This window comes from Rhodococcus sp. JVH1 (genome assembly GCF_000280725.2).
Taxonomy (GTDB): domain Bacteria; phylum Actinomycetota; class Actinomycetes; order Mycobacteriales; family Mycobacteriaceae; genus Rhodococcus_F; species Rhodococcus_F jostii_A.
The window spans coordinates 7741459-7767612 of sequence record NZ_CP166289.1; the positions used below are offsets into that span (position 1 = coordinate 7741459).

At 66.0% G+C, this 26154-nt stretch carries 34 protein-coding genes and 3 pseudogenes; 13 read left to right on the top strand and 24 right to left on the bottom strand.

Going from position 1 to position 26154, the window contains the following annotated elements; all coding sequences use genetic code 11:
* The first annotated feature begins 77 nt into the window (after window positions 1-77).
* Window positions 78-272: a CsbD family protein gene (locus JVH1_RS36390; protein WP_029538518.1), complete on the top strand. Its 195-nt coding sequence runs from the start codon at window positions 78-80 to the stop codon at window positions 270-272.
* Between the two features lie 21 nt (window positions 273-293).
* Here JVH1_RS36390 and JVH1_RS36395 read toward each other — a convergent pair whose 3' ends face one another.
* The 12 genes and pseudogenes from JVH1_RS36395 to JVH1_RS36450 form a co-directional block, all read right to left on the bottom strand.
* Entirely contained in the window at window positions 294-626 is a 333-nt protein-coding gene (locus JVH1_RS36395) for a gas vesicle protein K (RefSeq protein WP_009472765.1), read from the bottom strand.
* Window positions 619-828 carry a gas vesicle protein gene (locus JVH1_RS36400; RefSeq protein WP_011593512.1) on the bottom strand — a complete coding sequence of 70 codons (210 nt, stop codon included), beginning with the start codon at window positions 826-828 and terminating at the stop codon, window positions 619-621. Before JVH1_RS36400 ends, JVH1_RS36395 begins: the two co-directional genes overlap by 8 nt.
* 4 nt (window positions 829-832) lie before the next feature.
* Window positions 833-1612, bottom strand: a complete 780-nt coding sequence (locus JVH1_RS36405; RefSeq protein ID WP_009472763.1) for a GvpL/GvpF family gas vesicle protein — start codon at window positions 1610-1612, stop codon at window positions 833-835.
* Complete coding sequence (locus JVH1_RS36410) at window positions 1599-2006, bottom strand: gas vesicle protein (RefSeq protein ID WP_009472762.1); 408 nt, start codon at window positions 2004-2006, stop codon at window positions 1599-1601. Before JVH1_RS36410 ends, JVH1_RS36405 begins: the two co-directional genes overlap by 14 nt.
* The gene (locus tag JVH1_RS36415; protein WP_009472761.1) at window positions 2003-2293 is read right to left on the bottom strand and encodes a gas vesicle protein; all 291 of its coding nucleotides are present in this window, start codon (window positions 2291-2293) and stop codon (window positions 2003-2005) included. Before JVH1_RS36415 ends, JVH1_RS36410 begins: the two co-directional genes overlap by 4 nt.
* 6 nt (window positions 2294-2299) lie before the next feature.
* Window positions 2300-2554, bottom strand: a complete 255-nt coding sequence (locus JVH1_RS36420; protein ID WP_009472760.1) for a gas vesicle protein GvpG — start codon at window positions 2552-2554, stop codon at window positions 2300-2302.
* 3 nt (window positions 2555-2557) lie between these two features.
* On the bottom strand, window positions 2558-3346 hold the full coding sequence (locus JVH1_RS36425; RefSeq protein ID WP_043777483.1) for a GvpL/GvpF family gas vesicle protein: 789 nt from the start codon (window positions 3344-3346) through the stop codon (window positions 2558-2560).
* A complete protein-coding gene (gvpJ, locus tag JVH1_RS36430) occupies window positions 3346-3759 on the bottom strand; it encodes a gas vesicle protein GvpJ (RefSeq protein WP_009472758.1) in 414 nt (137 codons plus the stop codon). Before gvpJ ends, JVH1_RS36425 begins: the two co-directional genes overlap by 1 nt.
* Window positions 3756-4937, bottom strand: a complete 1182-nt coding sequence (locus JVH1_RS36435) for an SRPBCC family protein (protein ID WP_371113076.1) — start codon at window positions 4935-4937, stop codon at window positions 3756-3758. The genes gvpJ and JVH1_RS36435 overlap by 4 nt, the downstream gene beginning before the upstream one ends.
* Before the next feature lie 5 nt (window positions 4938-4942).
* A complete protein-coding gene (locus tag JVH1_RS36440) occupies window positions 4943-5656 on the bottom strand; it encodes a hypothetical protein (RefSeq protein ID WP_371113077.1) in 714 nt (237 codons plus the stop codon).
* A 284-nt stretch (window positions 5657-5940) separates the two neighbouring features.
* Window positions 5941-6093 carry a hypothetical protein gene (locus JVH1_RS36445; RefSeq protein WP_009472754.1) on the bottom strand — a complete coding sequence of 51 codons (153 nt, stop codon included), beginning with the start codon at window positions 6091-6093 and terminating at the stop codon, window positions 5941-5943.
* A 461-nt stretch (window positions 6094-6554) separates the two neighbouring features.
* A pseudogene (locus JVH1_RS36450) lies at window positions 6555-7410 on the bottom strand (cupin domain-containing protein).
* Between the two features lie 220 nt (window positions 7411-7630).
* Here JVH1_RS36450 and JVH1_RS36455 point away from each other — a divergent pair.
* The 4 genes from JVH1_RS36455 (at window position 7631) to JVH1_RS36470 (ending at window position 11098) form a co-directional block, all read left to right on the top strand.
* Entirely contained in the window at window positions 7631-8905 is a 1275-nt protein-coding gene (locus JVH1_RS36455) for a serine hydrolase domain-containing protein (RefSeq protein ID WP_043777458.1), read from the top strand.
* A gap of 4 nt (window positions 8906-8909) precedes the next feature.
* Window positions 8910-9407, top strand: a complete 498-nt coding sequence (locus JVH1_RS36460) for an SMP-30/gluconolactonase/LRE family protein (RefSeq protein WP_083849683.1) — start codon at window positions 8910-8912, stop codon at window positions 9405-9407.
* Window positions 9408-9501: 94 nt separating this feature from the next.
* Window positions 9502-10554 (top strand): sigma-70 family RNA polymerase sigma factor, encoded by a 1053-nt coding sequence (locus JVH1_RS36465; protein ID WP_009472746.1) that lies wholly within the window; start codon window positions 9502-9504, stop codon window positions 10552-10554.
* Between the two features lie 157 nt (window positions 10555-10711).
* The gene (locus JVH1_RS36470) at window positions 10712-11098 is read left to right on the top strand and encodes a hypothetical protein (protein ID WP_009472745.1); all 387 of its coding nucleotides are present in this window, start codon (window positions 10712-10714) and stop codon (window positions 11096-11098) included.
* Between the two features lie 11 nt (window positions 11099-11109).
* On the opposite strand, the gene JVH1_RS36475 is transcribed toward JVH1_RS36470, so the two are convergent.
* The gene (locus JVH1_RS36475; RefSeq protein ID WP_043777444.1) at window positions 11110-12036 is read right to left on the bottom strand and encodes an LLM class F420-dependent oxidoreductase; all 927 of its coding nucleotides are present in this window, start codon (window positions 12034-12036) and stop codon (window positions 11110-11112) included.
* A 96-nt stretch (window positions 12037-12132) separates the two neighbouring features.
* On the opposite strand from JVH1_RS36475, the gene JVH1_RS36480 reads away from it, so the two are divergent.
* On the top strand, window positions 12133-12561 hold the full coding sequence (locus JVH1_RS36480; RefSeq protein ID WP_083849682.1) for a DoxX family protein: 429 nt from the start codon (window positions 12133-12135) through the stop codon (window positions 12559-12561).
* 223 nt (window positions 12562-12784) lie between these two features.
* Here the strand turns inward: JVH1_RS36480 and JVH1_RS36485 are convergent.
* The 5 genes and pseudogenes from JVH1_RS36485 to JVH1_RS36505 form a co-directional block, all read right to left on the bottom strand.
* Window positions 12785-13215, bottom strand: a pseudogene (locus JVH1_RS36485) (UPF0182 family protein); the annotation flags it as partial.
* Between the two features lie 173 nt (window positions 13216-13388).
* On the bottom strand, window positions 13389-13706 hold the full coding sequence (locus JVH1_RS36490) for a chorismate mutase (RefSeq protein WP_009472741.1): 318 nt from the start codon (window positions 13704-13706) through the stop codon (window positions 13389-13391).
* 116 nt (window positions 13707-13822) lie between these two features.
* Window positions 13823-15226, bottom strand: a complete 1404-nt coding sequence (locus JVH1_RS36495; protein ID WP_043777455.1) for a phenylacetate--CoA ligase family protein — start codon at window positions 15224-15226, stop codon at window positions 13823-13825.
* Between the two features lie 241 nt (window positions 15227-15467).
* Window positions 15468-16199, bottom strand: coding sequence for a hypothetical protein (locus tag JVH1_RS36500; protein ID WP_009472738.1), 732 nt, complete (start codon window positions 16197-16199; stop codon window positions 15468-15470).
* Between the two features lie 82 nt (window positions 16200-16281).
* Window positions 16282-17886, bottom strand: a complete 1605-nt coding sequence (locus JVH1_RS36505; protein ID WP_009472737.1) for an AMP-binding protein — start codon at window positions 17884-17886, stop codon at window positions 16282-16284.
* 123 nt (window positions 17887-18009) lie between these two features.
* Between JVH1_RS36505 and JVH1_RS36510 the strand changes: the two genes are divergently transcribed.
* The 4 genes from JVH1_RS36510 (at window position 18010) to JVH1_RS36525 (ending at window position 21295) form a co-directional block, all read left to right on the top strand.
* Window positions 18010-18861, top strand: coding sequence for a LuxR C-terminal-related transcriptional regulator (locus JVH1_RS36510; protein ID WP_009472736.1), 852 nt, complete (start codon window positions 18010-18012; stop codon window positions 18859-18861).
* A 482-nt stretch (window positions 18862-19343) separates the two neighbouring features.
* Window positions 19344-19973 (top strand): transglycosylase family protein, encoded by a 630-nt coding sequence (locus JVH1_RS36515; RefSeq protein WP_009472734.1) that lies wholly within the window; start codon window positions 19344-19346, stop codon window positions 19971-19973.
* A 67-nt stretch (window positions 19974-20040) separates the two neighbouring features.
* Entirely contained in the window at window positions 20041-20328 is a 288-nt protein-coding gene (locus JVH1_RS36520; protein ID WP_009472733.1) for a hypothetical protein, read from the top strand.
* 130 nt (window positions 20329-20458) lie between these two features.
* On the top strand, window positions 20459-21295 hold the full coding sequence (locus JVH1_RS36525) for a CoA ester lyase (RefSeq protein ID WP_009472732.1): 837 nt from the start codon (window positions 20459-20461) through the stop codon (window positions 21293-21295).
* 26 nt (window positions 21296-21321) lie between these two features.
* Here JVH1_RS36525 and JVH1_RS36530 read toward each other — a convergent pair whose 3' ends face one another.
* Window positions 21322-22701 carry an MFS transporter gene (locus JVH1_RS36530; RefSeq protein WP_043777435.1) on the bottom strand — a complete coding sequence of 460 codons (1380 nt, stop codon included), beginning with the start codon at window positions 22699-22701 and terminating at the stop codon, window positions 21322-21324.
* Between the two features lie 50 nt (window positions 22702-22751).
* Here JVH1_RS36530 and soxR point away from each other — a divergent pair, with 50 nt between their 5' ends.
* Window positions 22752-23192 carry a redox-sensitive transcriptional activator SoxR gene (soxR, locus tag JVH1_RS36535; RefSeq protein ID WP_009472730.1) on the top strand — a complete coding sequence of 147 codons (441 nt, stop codon included), beginning with the start codon at window positions 22752-22754 and terminating at the stop codon, window positions 23190-23192.
* 170 nt (window positions 23193-23362) lie between these two features.
* Window positions 23363-23665: a hypothetical protein gene (locus JVH1_RS36540; RefSeq protein WP_009472729.1), complete on the top strand. Its 303-nt coding sequence runs from the start codon at window positions 23363-23365 to the stop codon at window positions 23663-23665.
* Between the two features lie 53 nt (window positions 23666-23718).
* Here JVH1_RS36540 and JVH1_RS36545 read toward each other — a convergent pair whose 3' ends face one another.
* The 4 genes and pseudogenes from JVH1_RS36545 to JVH1_RS36560 form a co-directional block, all read right to left on the bottom strand.
* Window positions 23719-23913: a hypothetical protein gene (locus JVH1_RS36545; protein ID WP_005246414.1), complete on the bottom strand. Its 195-nt coding sequence runs from the start codon at window positions 23911-23913 to the stop codon at window positions 23719-23721.
* Window positions 23914-23982: 69 nt separating this feature from the next.
* Window positions 23983-24444 carry an Rrf2 family transcriptional regulator gene (locus JVH1_RS36550; protein ID WP_011593492.1) on the bottom strand — a complete coding sequence of 154 codons (462 nt, stop codon included), beginning with the start codon at window positions 24442-24444 and terminating at the stop codon, window positions 23983-23985.
* A 59-nt stretch (window positions 24445-24503) separates the two neighbouring features.
* Window positions 24504-25253 (bottom strand): SDR family oxidoreductase, encoded by a 750-nt coding sequence (locus JVH1_RS36555; protein WP_009472727.1) that lies wholly within the window; start codon window positions 25251-25253, stop codon window positions 24504-24506.
* Between the two features lie 146 nt (window positions 25254-25399).
* A pseudogene (locus tag JVH1_RS36560) lies at window positions 25400-25558 on the bottom strand (hydroxyquinol 1,2-dioxygenase); the annotation flags it as partial.
* A gap of 158 nt (window positions 25559-25716) precedes the next feature.
* Between JVH1_RS36560 and JVH1_RS36565 the strand changes: the two are divergent.
* Entirely contained in the window at window positions 25717-25890 is a 174-nt protein-coding gene (locus JVH1_RS36565; protein WP_009472725.1) for a hypothetical protein, read from the top strand.
* 15 nt (window positions 25891-25905) lie between these two features.
* On the opposite strand, the gene JVH1_RS36570 is transcribed toward JVH1_RS36565, so the two are convergent.
* Entirely contained in the window at window positions 25906-26028 is a 123-nt protein-coding gene (locus JVH1_RS36570; RefSeq protein WP_009472724.1) for a hypothetical protein, read from the bottom strand.
* Between the last annotated feature and the right edge of the window lie 126 nt (window positions 26029-26154).

The window sequence follows — 26154 nt, forward strand, 5'->3', positions numbered from 1 at the left end:
ACAGCGGCGCTGTGGACGAGTTGACTGAAGTTGGTGATCGCGAAAACGGAACGGATCACAGAGGACGGGACGTCGTCATGAACATGGGAAAGAAGATCCGGCACAAGGTCGAAACCGCCGAAGGCGCCGCCAAGAAGGCTGTCGGCAGGGCCACGGGGAATGCCCACCTCGAAGCCGAGGGGAGCAAGGAGCAGGCCAAGGGCAATGCCAAGCAGATGGGAGACAAGGTCAAGGATGCGGGCAAGAAGATCAAGAACGCCCTCAAGCATTGATCGAACCGCGGAGAGCCCGGACTATTCGTTCGACAGCAGCGGCCCCAGCGGTCCGAGATCGATGTTCAGGTCCTCGGGGGTGAGATCGAAATGCTCACGCAACTCGGCCATTCGCTCCTCGAGTAGCATGAGTGTCGTGCCGATGCGTTCGATCTGCTCGTCGCTGAGATCGCCGTGCTCGACTCGGCGTATCGCCTGCCGTTCCATCAGTTGGCGCAGTAGTTCGACGATCGTCAGGACCAGGGTGACCAGGCCCTTCTCGACGGATTCGGGGTCGGCGTCGATTCGCTGCGGCAGAACCCGGCGACCGATGTCGGTCGGTGCATCCGAATCGACGGGCTCGGGCTCAGTCATCGGTGGGCTCCGGCCCGACCGGGTCGGGGACGAGTGCGCTGACCGAAGCGATGAGTGTGCGCAGTGAGATTCGGACCATGTCGACGTCGGCGAGCGACAGGGTGATCTCACCGGTGATGACGACGCCGCCGCCGAGCACCCGATCGAGCAGATCGACGAGCGCGATGCGGCGAGTGTCGTCCGCGGGGACCATCTCGCTCATGTGCTCACCCGTCGATCCCGGCGAAGGAGTACGGCGGCCACGGTCCGGTCAGGTCCAGTGTGATGCCGGGGCGTGCGGTGTCGAGTGCCGAAACGAGCGCAGCGAAGTCGTCGACCCGCTCGTCGTCGACGAGGTAGGTGCCGTTGAAGATCATCCAGGCCCGTTTCCCGGTCAGCACCGGATCGGTGACCTGCCGTCGAACCCCGTCGACGGCATGGCCCAGGAGGGCGGAGTGAATCTCGTCCGCGTGGCCGGCCGCCCGGCGTTCGACGTCTTGCTGTGCGCTCAACTCCGCACGGCGACGCAGTAGGTACGCGGTCCCCTTACCTGCCGCACCCGTCGCGGCGGGATCCTCCTTCACGTTCTGCGCCAGGGCCTTCGCGTCTCCGTACGCTTTGACACCCCACTCGCTTCGTCCGGTCACCCGACGCAGCGTTGCGCCGAACTCGTCCTGTCTTTCGTCGAGGAGGAGGCGAACGCGATCGTCGTCGAGGTAGAGGGTTGCCAGTCGCAACGGAACGGTGGGACCGCTGCGCAACACGGCAGCCACCACCGCGTCGTGTGCTCTCGCGGTTGCCGCAAGCCAGTCGAGGTCCTCGAGGTTGCGCTGCAGCGGTTCCTGCCCGAATTCGCTCAGGCTCACCGTTCCCACCACCGCGACGAGACCAGCCGACGACACAGCGCGGACCGGCTCGCCTGCCACGCCGGTGACTCCGGCGAGTTGTGCGTCGCCGATCCTGTCGGTGGTGATGCTGTACAGCCAGACACCCTCATCCGCGGTCATCGCGGGGCTTCCGACGTTTCCCCTCGACCTCGACCGTGTCGGCGGCCTGGACGGCAGGGCGGACCGACCTGTCGGACTCGAGTTCGGCGATCCGCTCCCGCAGCTTCCGGTTCTCGAGTTCGACGTCGCTGTTCTTGCCGGTCAGCCAGGGGTCGTGCTCCCACCAATCGATGCCCACCTCCTTCGCGGTCTCCAGAGAGGCGATCACCAGGCGCACCTTGATGGTCAGCAGTTCGATATCGAGCAGGTTGACTTGGATGTCTCCGGCGATCACGAGCCCCTTGTCGAGCACCCGCTCGAGAATCTCGCCGAGGTTCGTCGACTGATGCCCGCCGCCCATTCCGCCGCCCGAGCTCTGCGGAAGGTTGCTCGCACCGCCGCCGGTGATGGTCATGACGACGCGCTCCCACTGTCACCGACACCGCGAATATAGCGGCGGGTTCTGCGGTAGGACAACAGCTCTCCGTCCAGATCCAACACCACCTCGTACATCGCGAGCATGTCCGTCGACGACGGGATTCGCCGATCCTCGACTACCTCCACCTCCACCGTCCAGCCGTCGTCGGTCGGCATGACCGATGTCGCACCCAGCGGTTTCTTGCCGGTCAACTGCGCAATGTCATGCGTTGCGATCTCGGCGATCTCGGGTGCCGGCAACGGAGGTGGCTGCTCTTCTGCCATCGCAGGTCACTCCTTCTCCGTACCGGAGGGCGGCCGTGCCGTCCCGGTCATCCGGTCGAGGATGGCCTGCTGGGCCTGCTCTTCCTCCTCGGCGGAAATCTCGCCTGCCGCGCGCGCGTCCTCCAGTTCCTCGAGAGCACGCCGCGCACTCGCGGGATTGTGGGCTTCCTCCTCGACCTGTCGCTGAATCAACTCGGCCAGCGAGATCACCCCACGAACGGGGGCGAGTGGCAGCGTGGCAATGAACGACAGCAGACCCATCGGTCAGCCCTCCGGCTTCTGCGTCACCACGAAGTCGTAGGCGGCGAGCGGTCCGAGCAGGCGCATGTCGACCCGGCCGTCCCACTGCTCGGCCAGCTCTCCCACTGCCTTCTCGAGTTCTTCCTGCCGCGCGACTTCGACGAGGGCGGCTACTTGCGCGGCCTCCTCCTCATGCGTCGGTTCCCGGACGTTGACCGAATCGGACAGCGACTCGAGTGCCTCGACCACCTTCTGGGTGTCTTCGTCGCGTTTGGCTTCGATGGCGTTACTCACGATCTCGCCGAGGGCCATGCGGGCGTCGCGGGTGGTCTCCTCGGGCTGATCGCGGATCGCGCCGAGCAGTTTGCTCGCCTGCTCGTTCTCTTCGATTATTTCCTCGAGGATCGCCTGCTCGACGTATCGCCCCTTCACCACGTACTGTGCTCGGCCTTCGAGTTCCTTCAACGCCGCGGCGAACTCGTCGGCGTGTGCTGCGAGCAACTCTTCCTCGACGGCCCCTTCATCAGTCATGACCGCCCCGAAACGAAGCGGTAACACCGGGGCCACACGCGACGTGCCGTCCAGCACGTGCGCATGGGTTCGGAGGTCCTCGGGCTTGCCGAGCGGCCTGTCCACCGAGATCTCGCTCACGAGCGCTGCGATGTCGCCGTGCTTGACGATGCTGACCGGTCCGTCACACACGCCGACAGCGTCCTCTTCGGCTTGTACGTCCGCGGGCACGATGCCGTACACGTAGACACCGCTGGTGCGCGGCTCCTCAGCTGAGTCGGTGTTCACATTCGACGTAGACATCACTTGTCACCTCGTGTGGACTTGCGCGAAACGCGTTCGCGCTCAGGTTCTTCCTTTCCGCCGCCGAGGATGTCGCCGAGTTTCTCACCGGCGGACTCGAGCGCGCCCTTGGTCTTCGATTTGGCGCCTCCCTCGGTGACGTCCCCGACCAGATCCGTCAGGCCTTTCGGCTCGCCACTGCCGATCTCGAGCCGGTTCACGGCCTCCGCGAACCGCAGGTACGTGTCGACACTGGCGACCACGACGCGTGCGTCGATCGTCAGCAGTTCGATGCCGACCAGCGAGACGCGCACGTAGGCGTCGATGACCAGGCCCTTGTCGAGGATGGTGTCGATGACGTCGGCGAGGCTACTCGAGCTGGGACCACCGCTGACTCCGCCGCCGCCTCCCCCCGCCGGTTGAATCGACGTCATCGCCGTGCTCCTTGTCGCGAGCTCGAGGTCTTCGTGGCCGTTGCCTTGCGTGGGCGACCTCGCCGTTTCGGGGCCTGGTCCACAGCGGCGGCCGCGGTCTTGCGTGGGCGACCGCGGCGTCTCGGCGGCGGGGGTGCTTCCTCTTCCTCTTCGTCTTCACCCTCGCCCTCGTCAGCCTCGTCTTCCTCTGCCTCGGCCTCCTCCGGCTCCTCGTACTCGTCCTCGTCTGCCTCGGCGGGCTCCTCGCCCTCGTCCTCGTCGCTTTCCTCGAGCTCTTCCGACTCCTCCGGCTGCGCCTCGTCCTCTTCGGGCTCGACTACCTGACCGTCCCGGATCTCTCCGCGCCAGCCCTCGACGTCGTCGGGATGGAGGATCGACTGCGTCATGACGTGGCGTGCAAAGTGTTTCAATTCCAGCCGTGCTCGGCGTCCCTGCGCACGCCAGAGGTTTCCCGTCTTCTCGAACAACCCCTTCGGGTGATACTCGAGAATCAGAACGATGCGGGTGAGATCCGGGGTCACCTCGTGGAACGTCACCGCACCGTCGATGAAACCCTTGGCGCCCTTCGAGCGCCACACGATCCGCTCGTCGGGAACCTGCTCGAGGATCGTCGCTTCCCAGGTTCGGTGCGACAGGAAGATCTGCGCCTTCCACTCGAGCTTCTCGTCCGCTTCCTGCTCGACCCGTTCGACCTTCTTCATGAACGACGGAAAGTCGGCGAATTGGGTCCATTGGTTGTAGGCCAGCTGAACCGGGACCCCGACATCGATCGTTTCGACGATGTTGGTCAACTTCAGCTTCTTGCCTTTTCCGCTACCGCCACCACCACCGCCGGTGACCGCGTCCTTGAGGTCGGACGCCTTGTCCTTGACCGTCTGCTTGGCGCCCTCCCACCAGCCGCCACCGGTGTCGGACTCGTCCGGTGACTCATCGTCATCCGACTCATCGTCATCCGTTTTCTCGGAACCGGTGAGTGCGGCGAGCAGCCCTCCTTCGCCGCCGTTCTCGGCGTACTCGCTGAGCCGCCCGGAGGTGTTCGCCACCTTGTCCGAGACCGAGGACAGTGCCTTCTCGGCGACCGTGCCGACCAGCTTCTGCATTGCTTCCTGCAGCACGCTCGACGATCCGTTGCCGTCACCCGGTGCGGCTTCTTGTAGTTTCTTCGCGGCGCTCGTCATCGCCATCACCTCCGTGCCCGTCGGACGGGCGCTGAATCAGTGGTGGCTTTGGCCCGCGTCTTGCGGCCGCGCGTGGGAGCTTCTTCGTCATCCTCGTCGGATTTCGCGGTCCGCGACCTGCCTGCCGGCCGGGAGCTACCGCTGCTGGAAGTCCGTCGACGCGCGGCGGGGCGCTTGCGAGGGGCGGGTTCCTCCTCGGCGGCTTCTTCCTCCTCGGGCTCCTCGTACTCGTCGTCCTCTTCGGCGTACTGTTCGTCGGGCTGTTCGTCCTGCTCTTCGTCGACTTCGGACTCGTCGTACTCGTCGTCCTGCGACCGGCCGCGTCGTTTACGGCCGAGTCTTCCGACCCTGCTGAGCTTGCCTACGGAGTTGCCGACACCGCTCACCGTGTCGTCCACGGTGTCGCCCACGTCGCCGACGGCTTCTCCGCCGCTCGACAGGAGCCGGTTGTTGAGAGAATTGATGCGCTGGCTTGCGGCCGTGACCGCTGCGGCCTTTGCCGCGTTGACCAGCTCCTCGCGTACCGAGTCGCTGATCTTGGCGAACTCGGGGGAGCTCGCGAGCATTTTCGTCCCGCGTTCCAGTAAGTCGCGTGGCCCGCCGGGGAAGCGTCCGGTCGCACCCGCGGCCGCGAGCATCAGTGCCATTTTCATTCGGTGTGTACGGCCCAGCATGTATCCCGCACCGACGGCCAATGCCACCTGACCTTTGGTTTTCATCGTCGAACCCCTTTACCGAGTAGTCACCGGCGCACCGCTTGCCAACTTCGGCAATGTGTCGCAGAACCGTCCTCGGAAATGTGTCGCACAACCGTGCGCGGTAAGGGGCGCCGCTTGTGGACTACCCCAGCCGCGAGACACTCAACCAGCAGCAGAAGACTTGGTTCGAGCAACTTCCCGCGGCAGCGCATGTACGCGGGCTGTGTCGGGAGTGCGATCGAGTACCGAAAAGCGAAAGCAACTGAGCGGCAACCCTGTTCGCGGTGAAACTCTAAATTCAGGCTTCACTGCGCAGTGGCGCGCACCGCCGCGACGACGAGCGCCAGCAGGAGGACCACGAGAACCGGCGCGAGCAGGACCTCGAGGGTCAGGATGAGAACAAGGGCGACCTTGGCCTTGCCGCTCAACCCGGACACCAGCGCTTTGATCGCGGCCACACCGGATTCTTACCCGTCAGGGCGGCCCGAATGCCTGCGATTCCGGCTTTCATCCACGCTCGCTTTGCGCGGTCGCGTCGACGAGCGTGTCCATCCATTCGGGGATATTCTGCCGCAATTTCTGGGTCACCGTGTCACGCGGCCGCGCACCGCGTCCACGAGCCGGTAAACGTGCTCTTTCGGTCATTCGGCGACGGACTCGACCGCCCGCGACAACAGGCCGCGGAGGTTGCTCTCGTGGCTGCCGGTCGCCTGAGTGGGAGCCGTCGCCGTCGTGGATGATCGAGCTGTCGACGACGTGGTGGTTGCCGTCAGATTGTCACTGTTCCTGGTCTTGCTGCGGGAGGAAGTGGCTCCGCGGTCAGCGGGCCAGTGTCCTCCGGCCGCGTGTCGTCACTTGTGCCCCTATACCCGCGATCACCCGCGCGACCATTCTTGAACGAGAGCGGATTGCGGCACTATTACTCTCCGACGCCGCGTTCGTCGAGCGGGTTGGTGCGGGTGACGCGGAGCGGGTCGGACGAGGTGAACGGGAAGTTCGGCAGAGGGATGTCCTCGGATCCCACGACCTCGATGTGATGCGGGTACGCGCGGGGGATGAAAGACACATCACCCTCCTCGAGATGCCAGGTGTCGAGGGAGCCGTCCGGGTCCATGAACGTCATCCGCGCTGATCCGCGGCGCACGTACCCCATCTCTGCGGTGATCGGGTGCCAGTGCGGTTCGCGCATTCCGTCCTCGCGGATCCGCAGCGAGTACATCGACAGATCCTTCAGCGCCGGCCAGAACTGGACGCGTGCCAGGTGGGCGGATCCGACGGCGAGGCTCATGGTCGGATTCTGTTCCTCGACGGCGAACTTGTGACCGTCGGAGAAGTGCCGAACGCAGCGCCCAGACCGAAGTCCTCAGGCCGCTCGCTCCGGAATGCGATGATGAACTCCGCGACGTCGGCGCCGACATTCTCGATGTGGTGCAGAGATCCGGAATCGATGTGGAACATCTCCCCGGCGCCGATCGTGAAGGTGGAGAATGTGCTGCCGGTATCGAGAACGGAAACCAGGGATGTTCCGGACACGCAATAGGTGAGTTCGTTGGCGTTCGCGTGCCAATGGGGGTGCGCATGGCACCGGGATTGATCAGCACGCGTTTGATCGACATGCCTTTCAGGATCGGGAACGTGTCCGCTGTTATCCGGGTGATCGAGCCGAGGTCGGATTGCTCGACGATCTCGCCACCGGTGAGCGAGGTGCTGTGGCTGCTGCGTCGCGTGCTCATGGAATTGCCTTCCGTGTCGGTGGTGGGAAGCAGTTCGCACATACAGGGTTCCGAGCAGGATTGTTCCGGTGAAGTCGAAGGAGCGGGTGGGCATCGGGGTTACGATGCACAAGGAGATCTGCCCAGCCGATACCCGCTCATAGGCGGTATCGAACTCAGCCGCAGAGGCGGTGTGCCGACGATGAGGGATTCCCCGGCGGAGAACGTGCCGAGCCGGACGGCCGGAGGGGGTCGTCACCGCACACTGAGAACCACCCGTGTCGTGCTCGCAGTGGGCGTTGCCGTCGTGATCGCGGGCTGCTCGACCACTTCCGAGCCGACGACCTCGCAGACGTCGAACGGTGCACTGCCCGCCACGACCACCTCAACGGGGTCGGCGCTGAAACCCATCGATCCGGCTGCATTCCAGGCAGCCGTGAACGCTGCGGCCCAGGAACTGCTCGTGCCCGGTGCGGTGGTGCAGCTCCGCACCCCACAGGGGAACTTCGGCGCCGTGGTCGGTACGACCGAACTGGGCGTGCAGACGCCGCCTGACGAACACACCCACTTCCGGATCGCGTCGAACACCAAGACCATGACCGCGGCGCTGATCGTGCTTCTCGCCCAGGACGGCAAGCTCGAGTTCGGCGACCCGGTGTCCGCCTACGTTTCCGATGTGCCGAACGGCGAGAACATCACCGTCGCAGAGCTGTTGACGATGCGCAGTGGGCTGTACAACTATACGAACTCGCCCGAACTCGCGGCCACTCTGGATACCGACCCGGCGAAGGTCTGGACGCCGCAAGAGGTCTTGGAGATCGCGTTCCGGCACCCGCCGGAATTCCCGCCGGGCACCTCCTACGAGTACAGCAATACCAACTACGCATTGCTGGGTCTGATCGCCGAGAAGGTCGGCGGGCGACCGCTGACCGAGCAATTCCGGGATCGATTGTTCGGTCCCCTCGGGTTGCAGCACACCCTGCTTCCCGCCGCCGCCGACGCCGCGACCATCCCGGATCGCTACTCACACGGGTACATGTACGGCGAATCGTCCTTCGCGATGGTCGACGAGGAGTACCCCGCCGACATGCAGGCCGCCGCACGGGCGGGGACACTCCAACCCCTCGACTACACCAACCAGAATTCCTCCTACGCCACCGCTGCCGGCGGCGCCATCTCCACGGCGGACGACATGACCGCGTGGATCCGGGCACTGGTGTCGGGCAACGTCCTGAATTCCGAGTACCAGCAGCAATGGCTCCACAGCCTGCAACCGGAGGACCCGAGCACACCCGATGGGCAGCAATATGGGTACGGCATCAGCTATCAGCGTTTCGGGCCGAACGCCTCGATGTACTACCACGGCGGTGAGCTGCCGGGTTTCAACTCGTTCATCGGCTACGACCCGGACAACGACGTCACGCTGGTGATCTGGACGAACCTGACCCTGTCACCGGAGGGCAAGACCACGGCGAACGCCTTGCTGCCCACAGTTCTCGACGAGATCTACGCCGGGTTGTCCCTGGCGCCCACACCAGCCCCGACCACCACCAGGTGATGCGGTGTGGTTGTGGAGCTCCTGTTCGAAGCAGAAGGGTTGTTGGAGGAACTGCTGCACAATTTCACCGAGAGGCTTCGTGCGTGTTGTTCGCGACGACCTCCTGTGGCCGAACGGTATCGGCATCTCACCTGACGGAACGAGGGTTTACGTCGCCGAGTTCGTCGCTTCGCGTGTCCGCGTTCTGGGCCCGCAGGGGGCCTCGGCATTCGCTCATGCTCCTCGCGGTGAATGTGATGGGCTCCCGGTCGACGTCGAGGGCTGCGTCTGGGTGGCCCTGGGCAGCAGCGGCGGCATCGCTCGATTCAGCGCCGACGGAGTCCTCGATGAGCTGATCGACCTGGCAGGGCGTTTCGTGTCCTCGCTCGCCTTCTCCGGAACGGCGATATACATCACGACGCCGGGCGCTCTGTTGCGTCATGACGTCGACGTGCAGGGACTTCCCGTCGCAGAGGCGCGAGTTCCTGTGGCACGACTTCAGGTCACCGGTCGGGTTGGGTGACGCACGCGTGCTCGCGCCCCGCCGCAGAGTGGTGGACCGGTGTTCGCGAACAGGAGTGGGTCCGACCACCGGCGGTCGGGCAGAATCGTTTCTTGTGACCGACATGTCCGCACGAACCCCCGACGCGGCGGCGGCAGACGCCGAGGCTGCCGACCTGGCGCGGGCCCGCGACGGAGACGACGCCGCGTTCACCCGCCTGGTCGGACCGTTGCGCCGCGAACTGCACGCCCACTGCTACCGCATGCTCGGCTCCAGTCACGACGCCGACGACGCGCTGCAGGATGCCCTGCTGCGGGCGTGGCGGGGTTTCGCGCGGTTCGAAGGTCGGAGCACGCTGCGCTCCTGGCTGTACACCGTCGCGACGCGCACGTGCCTGGACGCTGTCGAATCGCGCGGTAGGCGGGCGCTGCCCGTCGACCTGGGTCCGTCCAGTGATCGTGCTGTGATCGGTGACGTCCCGCTCACGGACGTGGCGTGGCTGGGGCCGTACGCCGACGCGGGTCTGACCGCCGGTTCAGCGGGGCCGGCCGCACGCTACGAGCAACGTGAGGCCGTCGAATTGGCATTCGTTGCGGCACTGCAACATCTGCCGGGCAATCAGCGTGCGGCCCTGCTTCTCTTCGAAGTCCTGGGTTTCTCCGCCGCCGAGATCGCCGACACCATGAACACGTCGACGGCGTCGGTGAACAGCGCGCTGCAGCGGGCACGCACGATCGTCGCCGAGAAGATTCCGCCGGTGACGCAGGCGCACACTGTGCGAGAGATCGACGACGCGCGTCTGCGTGCCATCGTCGCCGGGTACTCCACTGCTTTGGAACGCGGTGATGCCGACGCCCTGGTTGCCCTGCTGACGGAGGATGTCACCTGGTCGATGCCGCCGATGGCGCACTGGTACCGCGGTCTCGACGCGGTCACCGATTTCGCGGTCCGGGTCCCGCTCACGGGGTGCGGTTCGTGGCGTCACCTCCCGGTCGGTGCGAACGGTCAGCCCGCCGTCGCCTTCTACCTGTGGGACGAGGACGCCGGCACCCACCTGCGCTGGTCGATCACCGTGCTGACCCTGCGCGGCACCAAGATCGCGGACCTGACCTCGTTCCTCGGGCCGGAGCATTTCGACCCCTTCGGGTTGCCCGAATCGCTGCCCTGATCTGGGGCCGGCGACCATCGTGCGCCATTCGTCGGCACCCGTGCGGGCGGGCAATCGCCGCGGTAGCATCTTCCGATGCTGCGGTTTCGCCACCGATGATGCAGCCGCAGGTTACAGTCGGAACCGGTTTTTCCTTCTTCAGCAGGGTGGGATCGCGATGAACTTGATCAAGAAATCGGCAGCGTCGGTCCTCGTCGCAGCGACGGTGACACTCGGGGCGGGTACGGCCCACGCCGACCCAGTCGTACCGAACACGGGAACGCCTGCGCTGGCGATCCCCGGCAGGCACGAGGTCGACAAGCAGAAGGCCCTGGAGAACATGCTCAACGAGCTCGGCGTCGGCTGGGCCAACGGGGGAGCGGCCGGGACGGCGATCGGCGCGCTCATGGGTCTCGGCGTCGGATGTATCTCGATGTTCCCCGGCAGTCTCGCCGGTTGCATCATCGGCACACCGATCGGGGCGATCACCGGCGCGATCGTCGGTATCGGACAGGGCAACCCCCGGGCTCAACAGGCCATCCAGGAATACATCAACACGCCGTGAGTCGTTGTCCGTCAACTCTGTTCGCGGAGTTGACGGATCACGGGCGCAAACAGCTCCAGATACGGTTCGTGGACGGTGATGTACGAGAAACCGTAGCGCTCCCGATGGCGTCGGAGTTGCGCGGCCATCTCGTCCACGGTTCCCACGAGGACATACGGGGTGTCGAGGACGTCGTCGACCGTCATCGTCCCACCGAGCCGGTCCGCGATCTCGTTGGCCGCGGCCCGGCGGTCGTCCGTCTCGACGACCAGCTGAACTAATAGATGCCACTCGATGTCTTCGGCTCTCGCTCCGGCGTGTGTCCGTACGAAGCGAATTCGCTCGGCGGTTTCATCTGCGGTGGCGAGGCGGAAGGTGCCCGGTGGCCGGCCCGGAATCTGAAATGCCCCCGCGACACCGACTATGTCTGCGTGTGCCGCCGCGATCCGCAGCACCCGGTCCCCGGTGCCGCCGATGATCAGCGGTGGGCCCGAGCCGCCGAATCCGCGCCGCTGCAACGGTCGTGGCAGGGCGCGGCCCTCGGGTAGCTCGTCGAGATCCGCGGTGAAGAAGGTGCGTAGGCCATAGACCATCTCGGACAACTGTTCGACCCGTCCGCCGAGGGCTTTCCATTCGATACCCGCAGCGTCGAACTCCCACTTCATGTGTCCGGCGCCGAGTCCGATCTCGAGCCTTCCGTCGGTGAGCACGTCCGTCGTCGCGATCTCACGGGCGAGTAGGGCGGCATTCCAGAACGGTGCGTTGAGCACCAGGGTTCCGACACGTAAGCAGGTGACGTCGGCGGCGGCCACCAGCAGCGGAAACGGGGCCGGGGCCCCGAGATGGTCCGCGGCGAACACGGTGTCGTAGCCGGCGCTCTCGCCGAGTCGACATCGGTCGAGAAGGGCGTCGCGGGATTCGAAGCCGAAGACGTTGAACGAGAATCTGAAATCACGCATGGCCTTCACGATGCACCCGAAGTGGCTCGGCCGGTGACCGAATGCGGTGAGTGAATCCGGGACCGCGCGGTCGACTACGCCGTCGCTGCTTTTCGTGTGGCTATCGGCTTCCTATTCTTCTGCCACGGCACGTCGACCTTGTTCGCGTGGCCGACTGCACCTCATAGAGGGCATACCGCAGCGGTAGGTGCCTGGCCGAGTTGGTGGGGCGCAGTCATCCAACTCGTCTGTGGCGCCGCGTTGTTCCTCGGCCTGGGGACACGAATCGCCGCGTTCATTGCCTCGGGTTCGATGGCGTACGCCTACTTCTGGAGTCATCAGCCGGACGGCGTCCTCCCCATCCAGAACAACGGTGAGCTCTCGGCCATCTTCTGCTGGGTCCTGTTCCTGATGATCTTCCTCAGCGCCGGCGCTCTCTCGCTCGATCGCCTCATTGCTCGCGGTGGGCGCACGGCGCAGTCGGGCGAGAGAGCGCCGGCGGCACCGCCGGCGAACAAGGACCTACCACCGAATTGCGTGAGGTGAACGCCTGAACTGCTTCTCGTGAGCCGGGGCGGTGACCGTTATCCGCCGGAGGTGAGGTAGGCATCGACCGCGTGCTGGAGGCGGTCGAGGGCGGCACCGAACGCACTGAAGTCGCCCCGCCGCTGGGCGTCGCGGAGCTGTTCGAGTGCCGCCTTCAGCTCGACAGGCGCGGTCGCATCCGCCGTCGGACGGTCCGGGGTGGTGATTCCTCCGACATCGAGTGGGAGATCACCGAGTTCTGAACCTGTTGCGGGCCCTGGGTGAGCGTGTCGGTGGGCAACTGCAGCACGCTGATCTTTCCGTAGTTCTCCGGGTCGGAGTGCGCGGAGATGTACGACGAGAGGAATTCTCGGTTGTATCCGACCATGGCGCCGGCCGGCCGGAACGACGGCTGCGCGGTGCCCCGGTCCCCGACGAGGACGTCGAACGGGGGCTGGTGGGGATTGTCGTCGACGATCGGGTCGCTGGGAACCGACCAGAAGGCGTTGGTGGTGAAGAATTCGCGGGGATCGTCGACGTGATATTTCGCGATCATCTCGCGTTGGACGGTGAACAGGTCCTCGGCATAGCGGAAGTGTGCGCGGAGTTCCTCGTGACGGACGCTTCCGGTTCCACGGTTCCGGGGAACACGTTCATCCAGGTTTGCAGTACCGGCGCCCATCTCGACGGGCGCAACGCGTCGCATCGTGGCGCGGCTACACGTCCGGCACCACGAGAAATGGGTGCCGTCCCGGATTGCGCTGGACAGGCGAACAGTGCCCAGCGTCATGGTGACTGCTGGGCACTGCTCTCGTGCTCGGTATCGACCGAGGTGAGAATGGGTGGGGCTACCGAGTTCGGTACGTCGACGAGAAGGGTGGCCGCGCGAGCCGGAGCAATTCCAGGGCCAGCAGCGAGCCACGGGGGCCCAGCTCGTCCTGATAGCGGCGGATCACGTCCGTCTCTCCGCCGAGCGCGACCATCGGCGCTCCGGACTCGACCCGGGTTCGGGCCGCGAGCTGCGCGAGAGCGAGACGGCGATTGACCGCGTCCAGGATCTCCGCGTCGAGGCGAGCGATCTCGGCGTGGACGCGATTCAGATCTGTGGCGGCAGGTAATGCGCCCGCTGCGTTTTCGGTGACCGCCCCGAAATCCGTGTCCGTCATCGTTGCTCCTCGACTGGGTGATCGTGTACCACCATCGTCGGACCGGAGTGGCGGTGACGACAGACACCCTGGGGTGCGGATCGTCGACCCCTTGCTTCCCGCGAGGCACTTGCGGACTATCGCAGTGCGATGAACCGCTGCAGTTTCCCGCTCGCGAGATGACGCTGCAGATGGTCGACCACTTCGATCCGGACCTGCGGATCGGCCACACCTTGCCGGCGCAATGCCGCCGTGACAGCCGGCGTCAGGGCGGCGACGTCGGGGTCGCCGACCGCGAAGATCTCCGCTCCGTCGGCGGTCTGTCGGACCTGGTACTCGGAAATACGCGGATCTGCACCGAGGACGTAGCGAAAAGTGCTTGCGGGCACGATCGTCGTTCCGTACCGGAAATCGTCGTCGCGCCGCCCACCGATGTCGGCGACGCGTGCGAACGCGCTTCCGCACGCGCACCCACCGGGCAGCAACGTGACCTGGTCTCCGAGGTCGTATCGGATGAAGGGAAACGTGCGGTTGGCCAGACCCGTCGCGAGCGTTCGCGCCGCGGGCGCATCGGCTGCGACCGGAGCACCACTGTCATCGACACGCTCGAGCACAACCTCGTCCTCGCACACGTGCAGGCCCTCGCCGTATCCGCAACCCACGGCCTGCACGCCGATCTCGGTCGACCCCCAGAGGTTGTGGATCGGCACCGACCAGGCGTCGCGGATGGCCTGCCGATCCTCCTCCAGCAGGGGTTCGGAGTTTGTGCTCACCCGCACAGGACTGATCTTCAGATCACCCGCCACCGTGGCCCGGGCAAGTCGCCCGATGACCGTCGCGTAGCCCACCAGATGCGTGGGCCGGGCCGCGGCCACCGCGGCGGCGATCTCGTCGAACGGTGCGGCCGCCGGGATCACGACGGTCTCCATTCCCGGTGCGGTCGGCACGTCGAACAGTGGCGTGCTCGCATGCGGGGGGACACCGGCCGCCAGCACGGCCAGCCGCGCGGGAGACCGCACCGACGACGCCCGCCGTTCCTCGCGCGCCTGTACCCGCCAGGCAAGGCACGCCGCCGAAACGTAGAACTGCCAATCCCAGACGTAGACGCCCCGGACACCACTGGACCCACCCGAGCTGAAGATCTGCTCGTCGCCCGACGTGTACGAAAACCATTGCTGCTCGGCCAGAATCCGTTCGGCACGTTCGCGATCGAGGTCGCGCACCGTGACGATCGCATCCCACTCGTCCTGAGCGTCCCGCTTCGTCATCATCGGCAGCGTTGCCAGGTCGGTGAGCGAGGCCGAGGACGGATCGAGATCACGAAGCCTCCGGGCGTGAAATGGCGACCGCTCGCGTGCGTGCACGAGGAGGGCCCGCAGCCGGTCGGTTCGGTAGCGCTCGATCTGATCTCTCGACCAGTCCAGGCGTCCCAGGTGATCCTCGAGGGCGGCCTGAACCGCATTCACATGGCCGGCGCGCACACGCGCGTACGCCCTGCGCTCCGCGTCTTCCGAAGCACCTCCGGCAACCGATCGGGTCATGACGCCCTCCGCATCACGGTGGTTCGGCGCACCACGCTCGTGCGTGCCCTTTCGAGTTTCGCACAGCGACGCATCGATCGTCAGGTGTGCGCGAGCCCAGCTCGGTGCCCACATGTCTCCCGGCGGGTCGGAGCCCCCGGCCTGGGGGTAGTTCTCGTTGTGCCGAGCGGAGTGTGGCGGATGCGATGACACCGGGGAAGAAGTAGTGGCGAAGCAATCAGTCGCGTTACTACTCGGGCCCTCAGGCTTCGGCGTTCGGTGCGCGTTCGTCGGTGCGAACCTTTCGCAGGAGCCGCCTCAGTATTCGGGACTCCCGCCACCCGAACGAGGTGCGGTCCGTGGCGCGGCGGTGGACCAGGTCGAATATTCGTGCGGGGACGACCACCTGGTGTCTCGCCGCACTTGCGACGACCTCGATGACCGCGCGGTGGGGCCGGTCGTCCTCGAGCGCGAAGCCGGCGTCGTGCAGCGCCTCGGCAGGGAGCATCGGCCGCAACGCCGAGATCACCTCGTATGCAAACGCGTTGACATCTTCCCTGCCGAAGGCGTTCGTGAGGGTAACCGTGGCGACGGAACCGAGCAGTTCGCTCTCGCGGGCCAACCGGGGGAGTTGCCGTTCCCAGTCGGGCATCGAGGTGATGCCCGCTCCGGCGATCACGCCGACCGCGCCGAGGGCTCGAACATCGTCGATCCACCCGTGTGGGGGCACGACGACGCCCTCGAAGAGAACGTCCGTGTCATCCTCGATCAACAGGGTGCGCCCGTCGAGCGATCGCAACGACAGCACTGGCGACGTCACGCCGTCGACGCCGTCGAAGACGGGGCTGGGATCCCGCCATCCGCGCCCCGCCAACTTCCGCAGCAGGCGGTGCTGCATGCCGGGTTCGACGTCGTAGTCGAGCGCCACCATCGGTGTGACCCGCTGGTTCGCTGCGTGGAAGATGGCGAACGCGTCGACTCCTGGTTCCCCCATGGATCGTTACGATGCCATAGAAAAAGTCCGACTGGAAGGTTTTGTTCTCCGTTTCCGCGCCGAGCGCTGCCTGCGAGATGCGTCAGTTCGAATTTCGAAGTTCGAACTTGAGGACCTTCCCGGTGGGGGTGCGGGGGAGTTCGAGGGGAAAGACGATCTCGTCGGGAACCTTGAACTTCGCAATGCGCCCACGGGTGTGCTCGACGAGTTCCTCGGCCGTGACGGTGGCCCCCTTCTTCACGATGACGAATGCCTTGGGCCGCTCACCCCACTTGGGATGTGGGACACCGACGACCGCGACGTCGAGTACGGCGGGATGCGTCATCATCGCCTGCTCCACCTCGACGGTCGAGATGTTCTCGCCGCCGGAGATGACGATATCCTTCGCGCGGTCCTTGAGCTGGATGTAGCCGTCCGCGTGCATGACGCCGAGATCGCCCGTGTGGAACCAGCCACCCGCGAACGCTTCCGCAGTCGCCTCAGGATCGCGGTAGTAGCCGAGCATCACGTTGTTGCCGCGCAGAACGATCTCCCCCATGGTCTCGCCGTCTGCCGGGACGTCGTTCATGTGCGCGTCGACCACGCGGGCGTTCTCCGCCTGCACCATGCCCACGCCCTGCCGGGACAGCAGGGACGCACGCTCCTCGGCGGTCCGATCGCTCCACGAGTCCTGGTACTCACAGATCGTGTACGGCCCGTAGGCCTCGGTCAGCCCGTACACGTGGACGACGGTGACGCCGATCGCCTCCAGCTGGGCAATCACCGTCGGTGACGGCGGTGCCCCGGCGGTGGTGATCCGCAGGGCGTCGACCGGATGTGCCTGGGGCGCTTCGGCAATGGTGGAGCACACCGCGGGAGCGCCGCACAGGTGAGTGACACCGAGGGTGTCGATGGCGTCCCAGATCGCATCGGCTCGCACCGCCCGCAGGCAGATGTGGGTGCCGGCGGCCTGCGTGACCGCCCACGGGGTGCACCAGCCGTTGCAGTGGAACATCGGCAGCGTCCACAGGTACTTGGTGGACCCGGTGAAGCCGTTGTGGAACGTCTCGCCGAGGGAGTTGAGGTAGGCACCGCGGTGCGTGTACATCACGCCCTTCGGTTTCCCGGTGGTTCCGGACGTGTAGTTGATCGCGATCACCTGCTGTTCGTCGTCGACACCCCAGTGCAGCGGGGTGCCGTCCACGTCGTCTGCGGCGGCGAGGAAGTCGGCGTACATCCCGGTCACGATCCCCTCCGGGACCACCGGCCGCGCGATCGTCGAGTCGGGGATCTCGATCACCTCGCGCAGACTCGGGACCGCCTCGCGGGCGGTCGCGACGGATCCGACCAGTTCGGAGTCGACGAACAGCAGGCTCGTTCCGGAGTGCTCGAGGATGTACTCCAGTTCGCGGCCCGCCAGCCGCGAGTTCAGCGCGATGAGGACGCCGCCTGCGAGGGGCACCGCGAAGTGCGCGAACAGCATCTCGGGGGTGTTCGGGCACAGGAATGCAACGCGGTCGCCGGGCTCGATCCGGCTCCGCAGGACCCGGGCGAGTCGCTCGACCTCGTCCCCGAACTCGCGGTAGCTGTAGCGGCGGTCGCCGTGAACGACGGCAATCCGGTCCGGGAACACGCTCGCCGAGCGCTCGAGGAAGCGCAGCGGGCTGAGCGGTGTGTGGTTCGCGGTCGAGAGGGTCGGTCCGGACACTGGAAACCTCCGAGATGTGGTGAGACTACTGTGACGGGCGCTACACGCCCCGGATGACGTTAGGGAACGTCAGGCCGGCACCGCTACCCTCCGAAGTGGGTATTGCCGAATATGAGAGTGCCAGTGAACGACACGTTGAGACCCAGCGACACCGACGCGATCCGCGCCGAACTACGCGACCTACGGCGGCAGACCGACTTTCCGGTGCTCTTCGGAGGCACGGTCGAGGGCGGGCATCTCACGCTGTCCGGCTTCGTGGGAACACGGAGCACGATCCTGCGCGACCTCGTCATCGACGCGGAGTGCGGCGTCGGCGGTCGCGCCATCGCGGAGCAGCGCCCGATCGGGATCCAGGACTACTCGAACTCGGAGTCGATCACGCACGAGTACGACGTCCAGGTGGGCGCCGAGGGGATCGAAACCCTGCTCGCGGTCCCCGTCGTGGTTCGTGGCCGCACGCGCGGCACCCTTTACGGGGGACTGCGCGCCAACCGCCCGCTCGGTGACCGGGTGACCGACCGGGTGATGCGCGGGGCGGCCAGGCTGGCGCGCGAGCTCGACATCCGGGACGAGGTCGACCGCAGGCTCGCCATGCTCGCCGCGTCGAGCGGCGTAGATCGCGGCGTTCCGCGAGACGTCCGCGTGTCGGAAGCGATCACCGAGAGCTACCTCGCGCTCCGCGACATCGCGGACAGGCTCGGCGACGACGGTCTCGGCGCCGAGGTGCAGGCGGTCGAGCAGAAGTTGCGCCGACTCACCGCGCCGGGCGACCCACCGACGGTGACGCTGTCGCGGCGTGAGAGTGACGTCCTGGCGCACGTGGCGCTGGGGTGCCGCAATGCCGAGATCGCCGACCGGCTGTCGCTGAGCGTCGAGACCGTCAAGTCGTACATGCGCAATCTCATGGGCAAGTTGGAGGTACGCAGCAGGCAGGAAGCTGTTGTGGAAGCCCGACGTCGGGGTTTGCTTCCCTGACCCGTCACCAATTCGGTGAATGACGTCGAGATGCTTTGCTGTCGAGGGCTGCTCATCTCGTTCGGATCGGGGGACGGCGGCGTCTGCCGCCACGCCTGCGGGCCGCGGAGGTTCGCCGCGCTGGGCCGTGTCGAAATCGAGACCACGCCGTGGGGCGGGAATGGGTGAGCCGCTGGGGCATTCGCCTGCCCGTCCGAGGCATTACGGAATTGTCACGACATGACGTCGAAACGGCATCGAAACCTCAGAACAGCACAATTTTCACTCGCGTTTCTCAATAGTCGAACATCCGTACCTTGTTCATGCCGTGTGAATTTCGGGAGGAGGCCACGTTCGGGGGCCCGCCGCTGCAGATCTGCCGACGCGGGTTCGTAATCCCGACACCTTCGAGGCGCGGGACGAGGCACCGAAAGGGACGGCCGACAACCGAGGCGTTGTCGCCGGCACGCCGCGTCCGCACGCGCGGAGAGGATTGAGCCAGCATGACCACTCGCAACATGGAAAAGCACACCCTCGGCTGGATCGCCCTGATCGGCGCGGTCGTCACCGTTCTGCTCGGGCTGGGCGCCGGAACCGCCGGAGGCGCCCCGCACGACTGGGAGGAAGTCGCCGAGTGCGAAAGCGGCGGCGACTGGACCACCGACACCGGAAACGGGTTCTACGGCGGACTGCAGTTCACACCGGAAACCTGGAAGGCCAACGGTGGAACGGGCGTGGCCTCGGAAGCCAGTCAGGCCGAGCAGATCCGGGTCGCCGAGAACGTCCTGAAGACCCAGGGCCCCGGCGCATGGCCCGTGTGCGGACAGTATCTGAAAAAGGGTGGCACAGCGCCCGTCGAGGTACCCCACACCACGCCTGCACCTGCACCGGCCATCGAAACTCCCGACCCTGTCGAGACGCCGGACGTTGTCGAGACGCCGGACGTTGTCGAGACGCCGGACGTTGTCGAGACGCCGGATGTTGTCGAAGCGCCTGCGACCGTCGACGATTCCGCCGCGGTGAAGGCAGCGGTGAAGGCGGCGGCCCAGGAAGCGCTGAACAGCGCGCGTGAACTTGCCGAGCAGAACGGGTCGGGTCAGGTGTTCGAGGAGCGGGCGTCGGCTCCCCGGTAACGTCCGACGGTTCTTGTGCGAACTAATCACACAGAACTGTCGTGTCGTCGCCTACGAAGGAGATCCCGTGCAGAAGAAGTCGGCTCGGCGTACCGCAGCGTTGGTCGGGATACTGTCCGCGCCCCTCGTCCTCGGAGCCACCGTCGGGGCCGGAACCGCGAGTGCCGAACCATGGCACATCGGCCCCGTCTACCGTGCCGAGACGTCCGGTGAAGGCGCGGAGTACTTCTGCGGGAAGGCCGCGGCGCTCGAACAGACGTCGGGAGCCGTGATCGTGCCGTGCACGTTCGATGAACCGACCAACGTCTGGTACCGCGTCGTCTTCAATCCGGCCTCCTGGGGCTTCGACTTCTGAGGTGGACTGCGCGGATCGGAGGCGCACCTGACGAAGCGGTGACCGGACACCGTCGGCGCACTCCGCTTCGTCGAGTGCGTCGCCTCCCGGCCGCGCGCAGACTCCTCGGTATGGCCGAGGGAAGAGCAGAATGAGTGTCGAGACAGCCCAGCGCAGCGAGGTCGGCGTCGCAATGGCGCGGAGTTGGCTTCTGGTTCCCGCAGTCGGGAGCGAGGTCCTCGCGGCGGCGGCTGCGTCCGGCGCCGACTCGCTGGTCATCGACCTCGAGGACGGTTTGCCATTCGCTGCGAAAGACGAGGGGCGCGCCCGCACCGCCGAGTGGCTCGCACGCAATGCAGGTTGGGTGCGGATCAACGACGCGACCACCCCGCACTGGCAGCGCGACCTCGACGCGATCCGCGGCCTGCCCGGAGTGCGCGGGCTGATGCTGTCGAAAACCGAATCGCCCGAACAGGTACGGGACACCGCTGAAGGAATTCCCGGTATTCCGGTGGTCGCTCTCGTCGAGTCCGCGGCCGCGATCGTGGCGGCCGACGACATCGCTCGCACCGCTCCCGTCTCTCGTCTCGCGTTCGGGATCGGCGACTACTGCCGCGACACCGGTGCCGGGCGAACCCCGATGGCGTTGGCGTACGCCCGATCCCGGCTCGTCAATGCGAGCCGGGCTGCCCGGATCGGAGCCCCGATCGACGGACCGACACTGTCGCTCGACGCCGAGGCCGTACGGGACGACACGCGACTGGCTCGTGAAATGGGGATGACCGGAAAACTGACCCTCGCTACTGAGCAGGTGCCGGTGATCAACACCGCGTTGGCACCCGACTCGAACGATATCTCCTGGGCCGAAACGACGATCGCGCGTCTGGGTGCGGACGGTAGTCGTGTTACCCACGGCGGGCATCCGCCGCAGCTCGCCCGTGCCCACGACATTCTGCGTCGCGCAGCTCACTTCGCGTCGCGGACGTAGGGCCGTCCGGCGTCCTCGCGCTCGGCTTACCGGGTCGCGCGGTACGCGGTGACCACGCCGGCCGCCGCGATGACGCCGAGGCCGAGGAAGAGTAGTCGTGCGGAGGCGAGGGTCGAGGGCGCACCGAGATTGACCAGTACACCGGCGACGGCTGATCCCACGGCCATAGCGATCAACTCGACCGTGTTGAGCCCGGCCGCGGCCTTCGCTCCCTCCTGCTCGTCGTCGGTGCTCCGCATGGCGGCGACCATCAGGTGCGGGAAAGCGAGGCCGATTCCGGCACCTGCGATGGCCAGGGTGCCCGCCCACAGAATCACCTTGACCGGTCCGGCGGCGTCACGCCAGAGTGCCGCCGTGAGGAGCAGGCCGGCGGCGAGGACCGCAGGTCCGGCGATCTTCGCCGCCGTCTGCGCACGCTGGCGGGAGATGTCGGAGCTGAAGATCATGGTTGCCGACCATCCCACCGACATCATGGCGCCGAGGAATCCTGCGGCAAACGGCACCAGTCCGGCGAGTCGTTGACCGAACAGCGGTGTGAAGGCCTCCGACACGGTGCCGGACGCGAGCACCGCGATGGTGAGGTAGATCCACTTCAGGGACGACGCCCGGGTGTACGTCGACTGCGGCAACACCCGGCGCGGTGATCGCCGCTCCCAGGCCAGGAAGAGAACGATGAACGCGGCACCGACCGCGATCAGCGCCAGCATGTGGGTCCGGTTGCCGACGATGCTCGCCACGCTGATTGCGATCGTCGCGAGGGTGAGCAGGACGAGTGACGTGGCAGGCACGGGTTCTCCGCCACGCACACGCTCGGTTCGCGGCAACGCCCGGGGCGCGATCACGGCGATGGCGGCGGTGACCACTGCCAGGGCGACGAACGCGAGACGCCACTGGCCGAGTTGCGCGAACAGCCCACCGATCGCCGGTCCGGCCAGGGTTCCGACGCCCCACATCGCCGAGACCAGCGCGGTCGCGCGGGCCCACAGATGCTCCGGTAGCGCCTCGCGCAGAACCGCGTAACCGAGCCCCGCGAGCAGGCCCCCACCGACCCCCTGGACAGCTCGTCCGACGAGGAGCACCTCCATCGACGGGCTGACGGCGCAGATCATCGTGCCGACGAAGAACGGAACCAGGGCGAACAGGTACGCACCGAGCGCCCCGCGATGTGCGAGCAGCCGGCTGACGGTCATCGACGAGATCACGGACGCCACCATGAAGACGGTCGCGCTCCACGCGTACAGCGATTCGCGCCCGAGTTCGCCGATGGCGGTGGGCAGCAGGCTCGTCGTCAGAAAGATGTTGACGGCATGCAGTCCGACGCCGCCGGCGAGGACGGCGGAGGTGGAGCGGTAACGGGGTCCGAGCAGTTCGGACCAGCTGGCCGGTGACGGGGCGGTCGATGTCATGCACACCACGCTAAAATCTCGAGTGGACTCGAGGTCAAGGGGCGGATGTGATGTCATTGGATCCGAAGGATCTGCTGTCTGTGGGGGAGGTGTCCCGTCGGACCGGTGTGGCCGTCTCGGCGCTCCATTACTACGAGCAGCTCGGACTGATCGCGTCGACGCGGACGTCCGGGAATCAACGCCGGTACGAACGGCACATGCTCCGGCGGATCTCGCTGATCGTGGTGGCCAAACGGCTCGGGATTCCACTGGCCGACGTGGGAGCGGTGTTCGAGACGCTCCCGGCCGACCGGATGCCGTCGATCCGCGACTGGCAGCGCGTATCGAAGCTGTGGCGGGTGCAGCTCGAGGATCAGCGCAAGCGTATCGAGCGTCTCGAACACGAGCTCACCGGATGCATCGGGTGTGGTTGCCTGTCGATGAAGGCGTGCTATCTGCTCAATCCCGAAGACCAACTCGCCGTGGAAGGTTCGGGTCCGAACCGGCTCTGAACACCCGATCCCGAAAGTCGGTATGTCGCGATCGATCTCCGTAAGGGTGGGGTGATTGCATCCCAGGGGTGCCGCGAAGCCCCCCGAGGGTTGGTTCAGTTCGGGCGCTGGAGTGGGCAGAGTTGTACTTGTCAACGAAGCACTGTCCGACCATCCCTTGGAGATACTGAATGATCAACGCCCGCCGCACCATTGCCGCTGTCGCCTTCGCTGCTCTTCCCGTCCTGAGTGCCTTCGGGGCGGCGTCCGTTGCGCATGCCGAGCCGATCGGCCCGAACGGGCCCACCGGTGGCCCGTGCCCGATCGTGAACACGGACTCGCAGGGCAACGAGACAGTGACGTACGGCAAGCCCGGAGACCGCAACGGCGCCCTGGTGTGCGGTGCGGACGGGGAATGGACGGTGGGCAAGGCCGGCGGTTTCAAGGGCGGTCCCGGACAGATTCAGACTCAGCCCGGACTCTCACGCGGGTGAGCAGGGCATGACCCCGCTGGGCCGAACGCTCCCGGCGAGCATTGACGGACGGGTCAGAGGTATTCGTGGCGGTGTCCGCATTCGAGGCCGTCCGGCGCCGATCGTGGGCATCGATTCATGCAGTGGAAGACGCGATATCGCTTACCCGGGGGCAGTGACGCGAAGCCCGCATGAGCGTCCTTGATCTCGTATCCGATCGGACCGCGGCAGAACGAACAGGTCTTGGTCTCGTCGGTTCCGGTCTCCATCCATCGATCGTAGGGCGGTTCACGGTGGGGGAAGTCAGGAATCTCGCGTTCCGTCTGCCGCGGGTGACCTCAGGTCGTAGACGTCGCCAAGATGTGTTTGAGGACGGTGAGGTCTATCGTTGCGCCGAGGTCGGCGATCGTCACACTCGATAGTGATGCGCGCCAAGCCTGTTCGGCACCGGCCATGACTTTCGCGATGCCGCACGCGGAGCGGCACTGCTCTGGAGGGGCGGCGAGCACTCCTTGCCTGCGGATCTCGGTGCACCGAAAGGCGGGCTCGGTTCCGTCGACGGCCTGGACGACGTCGAGGACGGTGATGGCCTCGGGTGCGCGGGTCAGGACGTATCCGCCATCGCGCCCCTCGGTGGGGTGGACGAGGCCGGCACGTGCGAGCGACTGTAGATGCTTGGCGAGGTAGGTCTTCGACACACCGTGCAGTTCGGCCAGCCGGGCCGTGGGTACCGGGCTCTCGGCCTGGCTGAGAACCACGCAGCAGTGAAGTGCCCACTCCACGCCGCCGGAAAGCTTCATGGCCACGACTCTATCCACGCCCCTGTGTCGGTGTTGTGGGGTGGTACTGCATCATCGTGTCAGGCGTGTTCGCGCAACCACTCGTCCAGCGTGGTCGGTGCGATCCAGGCATTGGCGCCGGGTGTCGGTGTGATCGCAGCGTCATCGAGCTTGGCGCCGAAATAGCCGGCGTCGGGGTCGGTGGTCACGGTCCGCTGGTCGCCGGTCGCCGCGAACAGCCGTCGAACGAGTGCATCGATGCCGAGCGGTTCCGGCCCGGCAATCTCGATCGTGCCGTCGAGCGGGGCGCCGACGGCGACTTCGGCTACCCGGGTGACGACGTCGTGCGAGGCGATCGGCTGAAGGTGTGCCGGGGTCGCATGAACCGTGTCGCCGACAGTGCCTGCGTCGGCGATACCGGCGATGAACTCGAAGAACTGCGTCGACCGCACGATCGAGTAGGGGATGGGGCCGGACTTGACCAGATCCTCCTGGGCGACTTTGGCGCGCATGTATCCGGAGTCGGGGAGCCGGTCGGCGCCGACGATGGACAGGACGACATGGTGCCGGACGCCTGCCGCCTCTTCGGCGGCGAGCAGGTGGTTCGTCGATTCGCGGAAAAAAGCCAGGACGTCGTCGTCTTCCCATGACGGCGAGTTGGTCAGGTCCACGACGACGTCGGCGTCCTCCACAGCCTCCGCGACGCCCTTGCCGGTGGTGGTGTCGATGCCGTCGCCGCGACCGAGTGCAGCGACGTCGTGACCGGTCTCGGTCAGCTTTGATGCGACCTGACTCCCGATCAGTCCGGTTCCGAAAATGACGATCTTCATACCCGTCTCCTAACGTGGATTTATATTGTCCGAGTTTACTCGGATGGTAGGTGTCCGAGTCAAGGGTTGTGTACGTTCCGTGCGCCGGGCCGGGGTGGGCCTCCTCGTCCTTCGTGGCAGAGCTATGCATGCACCGACGGCGAGAATCAAATCTGTTCTGGTGCACGGACTATGTCGAGCCCGCATCGAGACCAATGCCGGTCGCCGATGCGGCGCCCATCGGGGATGGGTGTCCCTGGGGGTTGCTCCACGAAGTTCTTGATCAGCGAGTCCTTCACACCGAACACGCTGTCCCCGCGTTCGAGTTACGGGTCGCCCCACCGCCCCGCGGACGTCGCAAAGCTCTACGCTCCGCTATGTCGGCACCGCGATATCGCAACCGGCGCGGACCATCGCACACCGGAGAAGATCGCCGCCGGTCTCGAACCTCGATGACGCGCTCATCGATGGCAACCGTGCGGCGGTGACCTACGCACTATCCGGCCACTTGAATGGCCGCCTGGGCCCGTACGAGCCGAAAGGGCGGAGTGTGCACCTGGCCGGAGTGCAGATGCTGGAAGTGAAAGGCAACCGCATCATTACCAGCACCGACTATGGGGACGGTGGTGCGCTTCATCGCCAGCTGAGCACGTCGTGAACCTTCAATGCGACTTCAGCCCTTCCTCTTTCGGATGATCGCCGTCGACTCCTGGGCCTTCGCCCGCTTCTCCGCCCGGCGCTCCTTGAGTGCGCGTGCGGACTGTTTCGAACTCTTGACGGCGGATTTGTCAGCCATTGTCGCTCCATCTTCGGAAGTGGCAACCACGAACTGATCCCGACCATACCCAGGAAAGTGGATAAGTCCACTTCGGTATCCGACTCGAACGTGGTGCCGAGCTGGAAGCATCCTTCCGTGAGATCC

Coding starts and splice junctions, on each gene's coding strand:
- JVH1_RS36390 (WP_029538518.1), top strand. CDS start 78: ATGAACATGGGAAAGAAGATCCGGCACAAGGTCGAAACCGCCGAAGGC.
- JVH1_RS36395 (WP_009472765.1), bottom strand. CDS start 626: ATGACTGAGCCCGAGCCCGTCGATTCGGATGCACCGACCGACATCGGT.
- JVH1_RS36400 (WP_011593512.1), bottom strand. CDS start 828: ATGAGCGAGATGGTCCCCGCGGACGACACTCGCCGCATCGCGCTCGTC.
- JVH1_RS36405 (WP_009472763.1), bottom strand. CDS start 1,612: ATGACCGCGGATGAGGGTGTCTGGCTGTACAGCATCACCACCGACAGG.
- JVH1_RS36410 (WP_009472762.1), bottom strand. CDS start 2,006: ATGACCATCACCGGCGGCGGTGCGAGCAACCTTCCGCAGAGCTCGGGC.
- JVH1_RS36415 (WP_009472761.1), bottom strand. CDS start 2,293: ATGGCAGAAGAGCAGCCACCTCCGTTGCCGGCACCCGAGATCGCCGAG.
- JVH1_RS36420 (WP_009472760.1), bottom strand. CDS start 2,554: ATGGGTCTGCTGTCGTTCATTGCCACGCTGCCACTCGCCCCCGTTCGT.
- JVH1_RS36425 (WP_043777483.1), bottom strand. CDS start 3,346: ATGTCTACGTCGAATGTGAACACCGACTCAGCTGAGGAGCCGCGCACC.
- gvpJ (WP_009472758.1), bottom strand. CDS start 3,759: ATGACGTCGATTCAACCGGCGGGGGGAGGCGGCGGCGGAGTCAGCGGT.
- JVH1_RS36435 (WP_371113076.1), bottom strand. CDS start 4,937: ATGACGAGCGCCGCGAAGAAACTACAAGAAGCCGCACCGGGTGACGGC.
- JVH1_RS36440 (WP_371113077.1), bottom strand. CDS start 5,656: ATGAAAACCAAAGGTCAGGTGGCATTGGCCGTCGGTGCGGGATACATG.
- JVH1_RS36470 (WP_009472745.1), top strand. CDS start 10,712: ATGAACTTGATCAAGAAATCGGCAGCGTCGGTCCTCGTCGCAGCGACG.
- JVH1_RS36475 (WP_043777444.1), bottom strand. CDS start 12,036: ATGCGTGATTTCAGATTCTCGTTCAACGTCTTCGGCTTCGAATCCCGC.
- JVH1_RS36490 (WP_009472741.1), bottom strand. CDS start 13,706: ATGACGGACACGGATTTCGGGGCGGTCACCGAAAACGCAGCGGGCGCA.
- JVH1_RS36495 (WP_043777455.1), bottom strand. CDS start 15,226: ATGACCCGATCGGTTGCCGGAGGTGCTTCGGAAGACGCGGAGCGCAGG.
- JVH1_RS36500 (WP_009472738.1), bottom strand. CDS start 16,199: ATGGGGGAACCAGGAGTCGACGCGTTCGCCATCTTCCACGCAGCGAAC.
- JVH1_RS36515 (WP_009472734.1), top strand. CDS start 19,344: ATGACCACTCGCAACATGGAAAAGCACACCCTCGGCTGGATCGCCCTG.
- JVH1_RS36525 (WP_009472732.1), top strand. CDS start 20,459: ATGAGTGTCGAGACAGCCCAGCGCAGCGAGGTCGGCGTCGCAATGGCG.
- JVH1_RS36530 (WP_043777435.1), bottom strand. CDS start 22,701: ATGACATCGACCGCCCCGTCACCGGCCAGCTGGTCCGAACTGCTCGGA.
- soxR (WP_009472730.1), top strand. CDS start 22,752: ATGTCATTGGATCCGAAGGATCTGCTGTCTGTGGGGGAGGTGTCCCGT.
- JVH1_RS36540 (WP_009472729.1), top strand. CDS start 23,363: ATGATCAACGCCCGCCGCACCATTGCCGCTGTCGCCTTCGCTGCTCTT.
- JVH1_RS36545 (WP_005246414.1), bottom strand. CDS start 23,913: ATGGAGACCGGAACCGACGAGACCAAGACCTGTTCGTTCTGCCGCGGT.
- JVH1_RS36550 (WP_011593492.1), bottom strand. CDS start 24,444: ATGAAGCTTTCCGGCGGCGTGGAGTGGGCACTTCACTGCTGCGTGGTT.
- JVH1_RS36555 (WP_009472727.1), bottom strand. CDS start 25,253: ATGAAGATCGTCATTTTCGGAACCGGACTGATCGGGAGTCAGGTCGCA.
- JVH1_RS36570 (WP_009472724.1), bottom strand. CDS start 26,028: ATGGCTGACAAATCCGCCGTCAAGAGTTCGAAACAGTCCGCACGCGCA.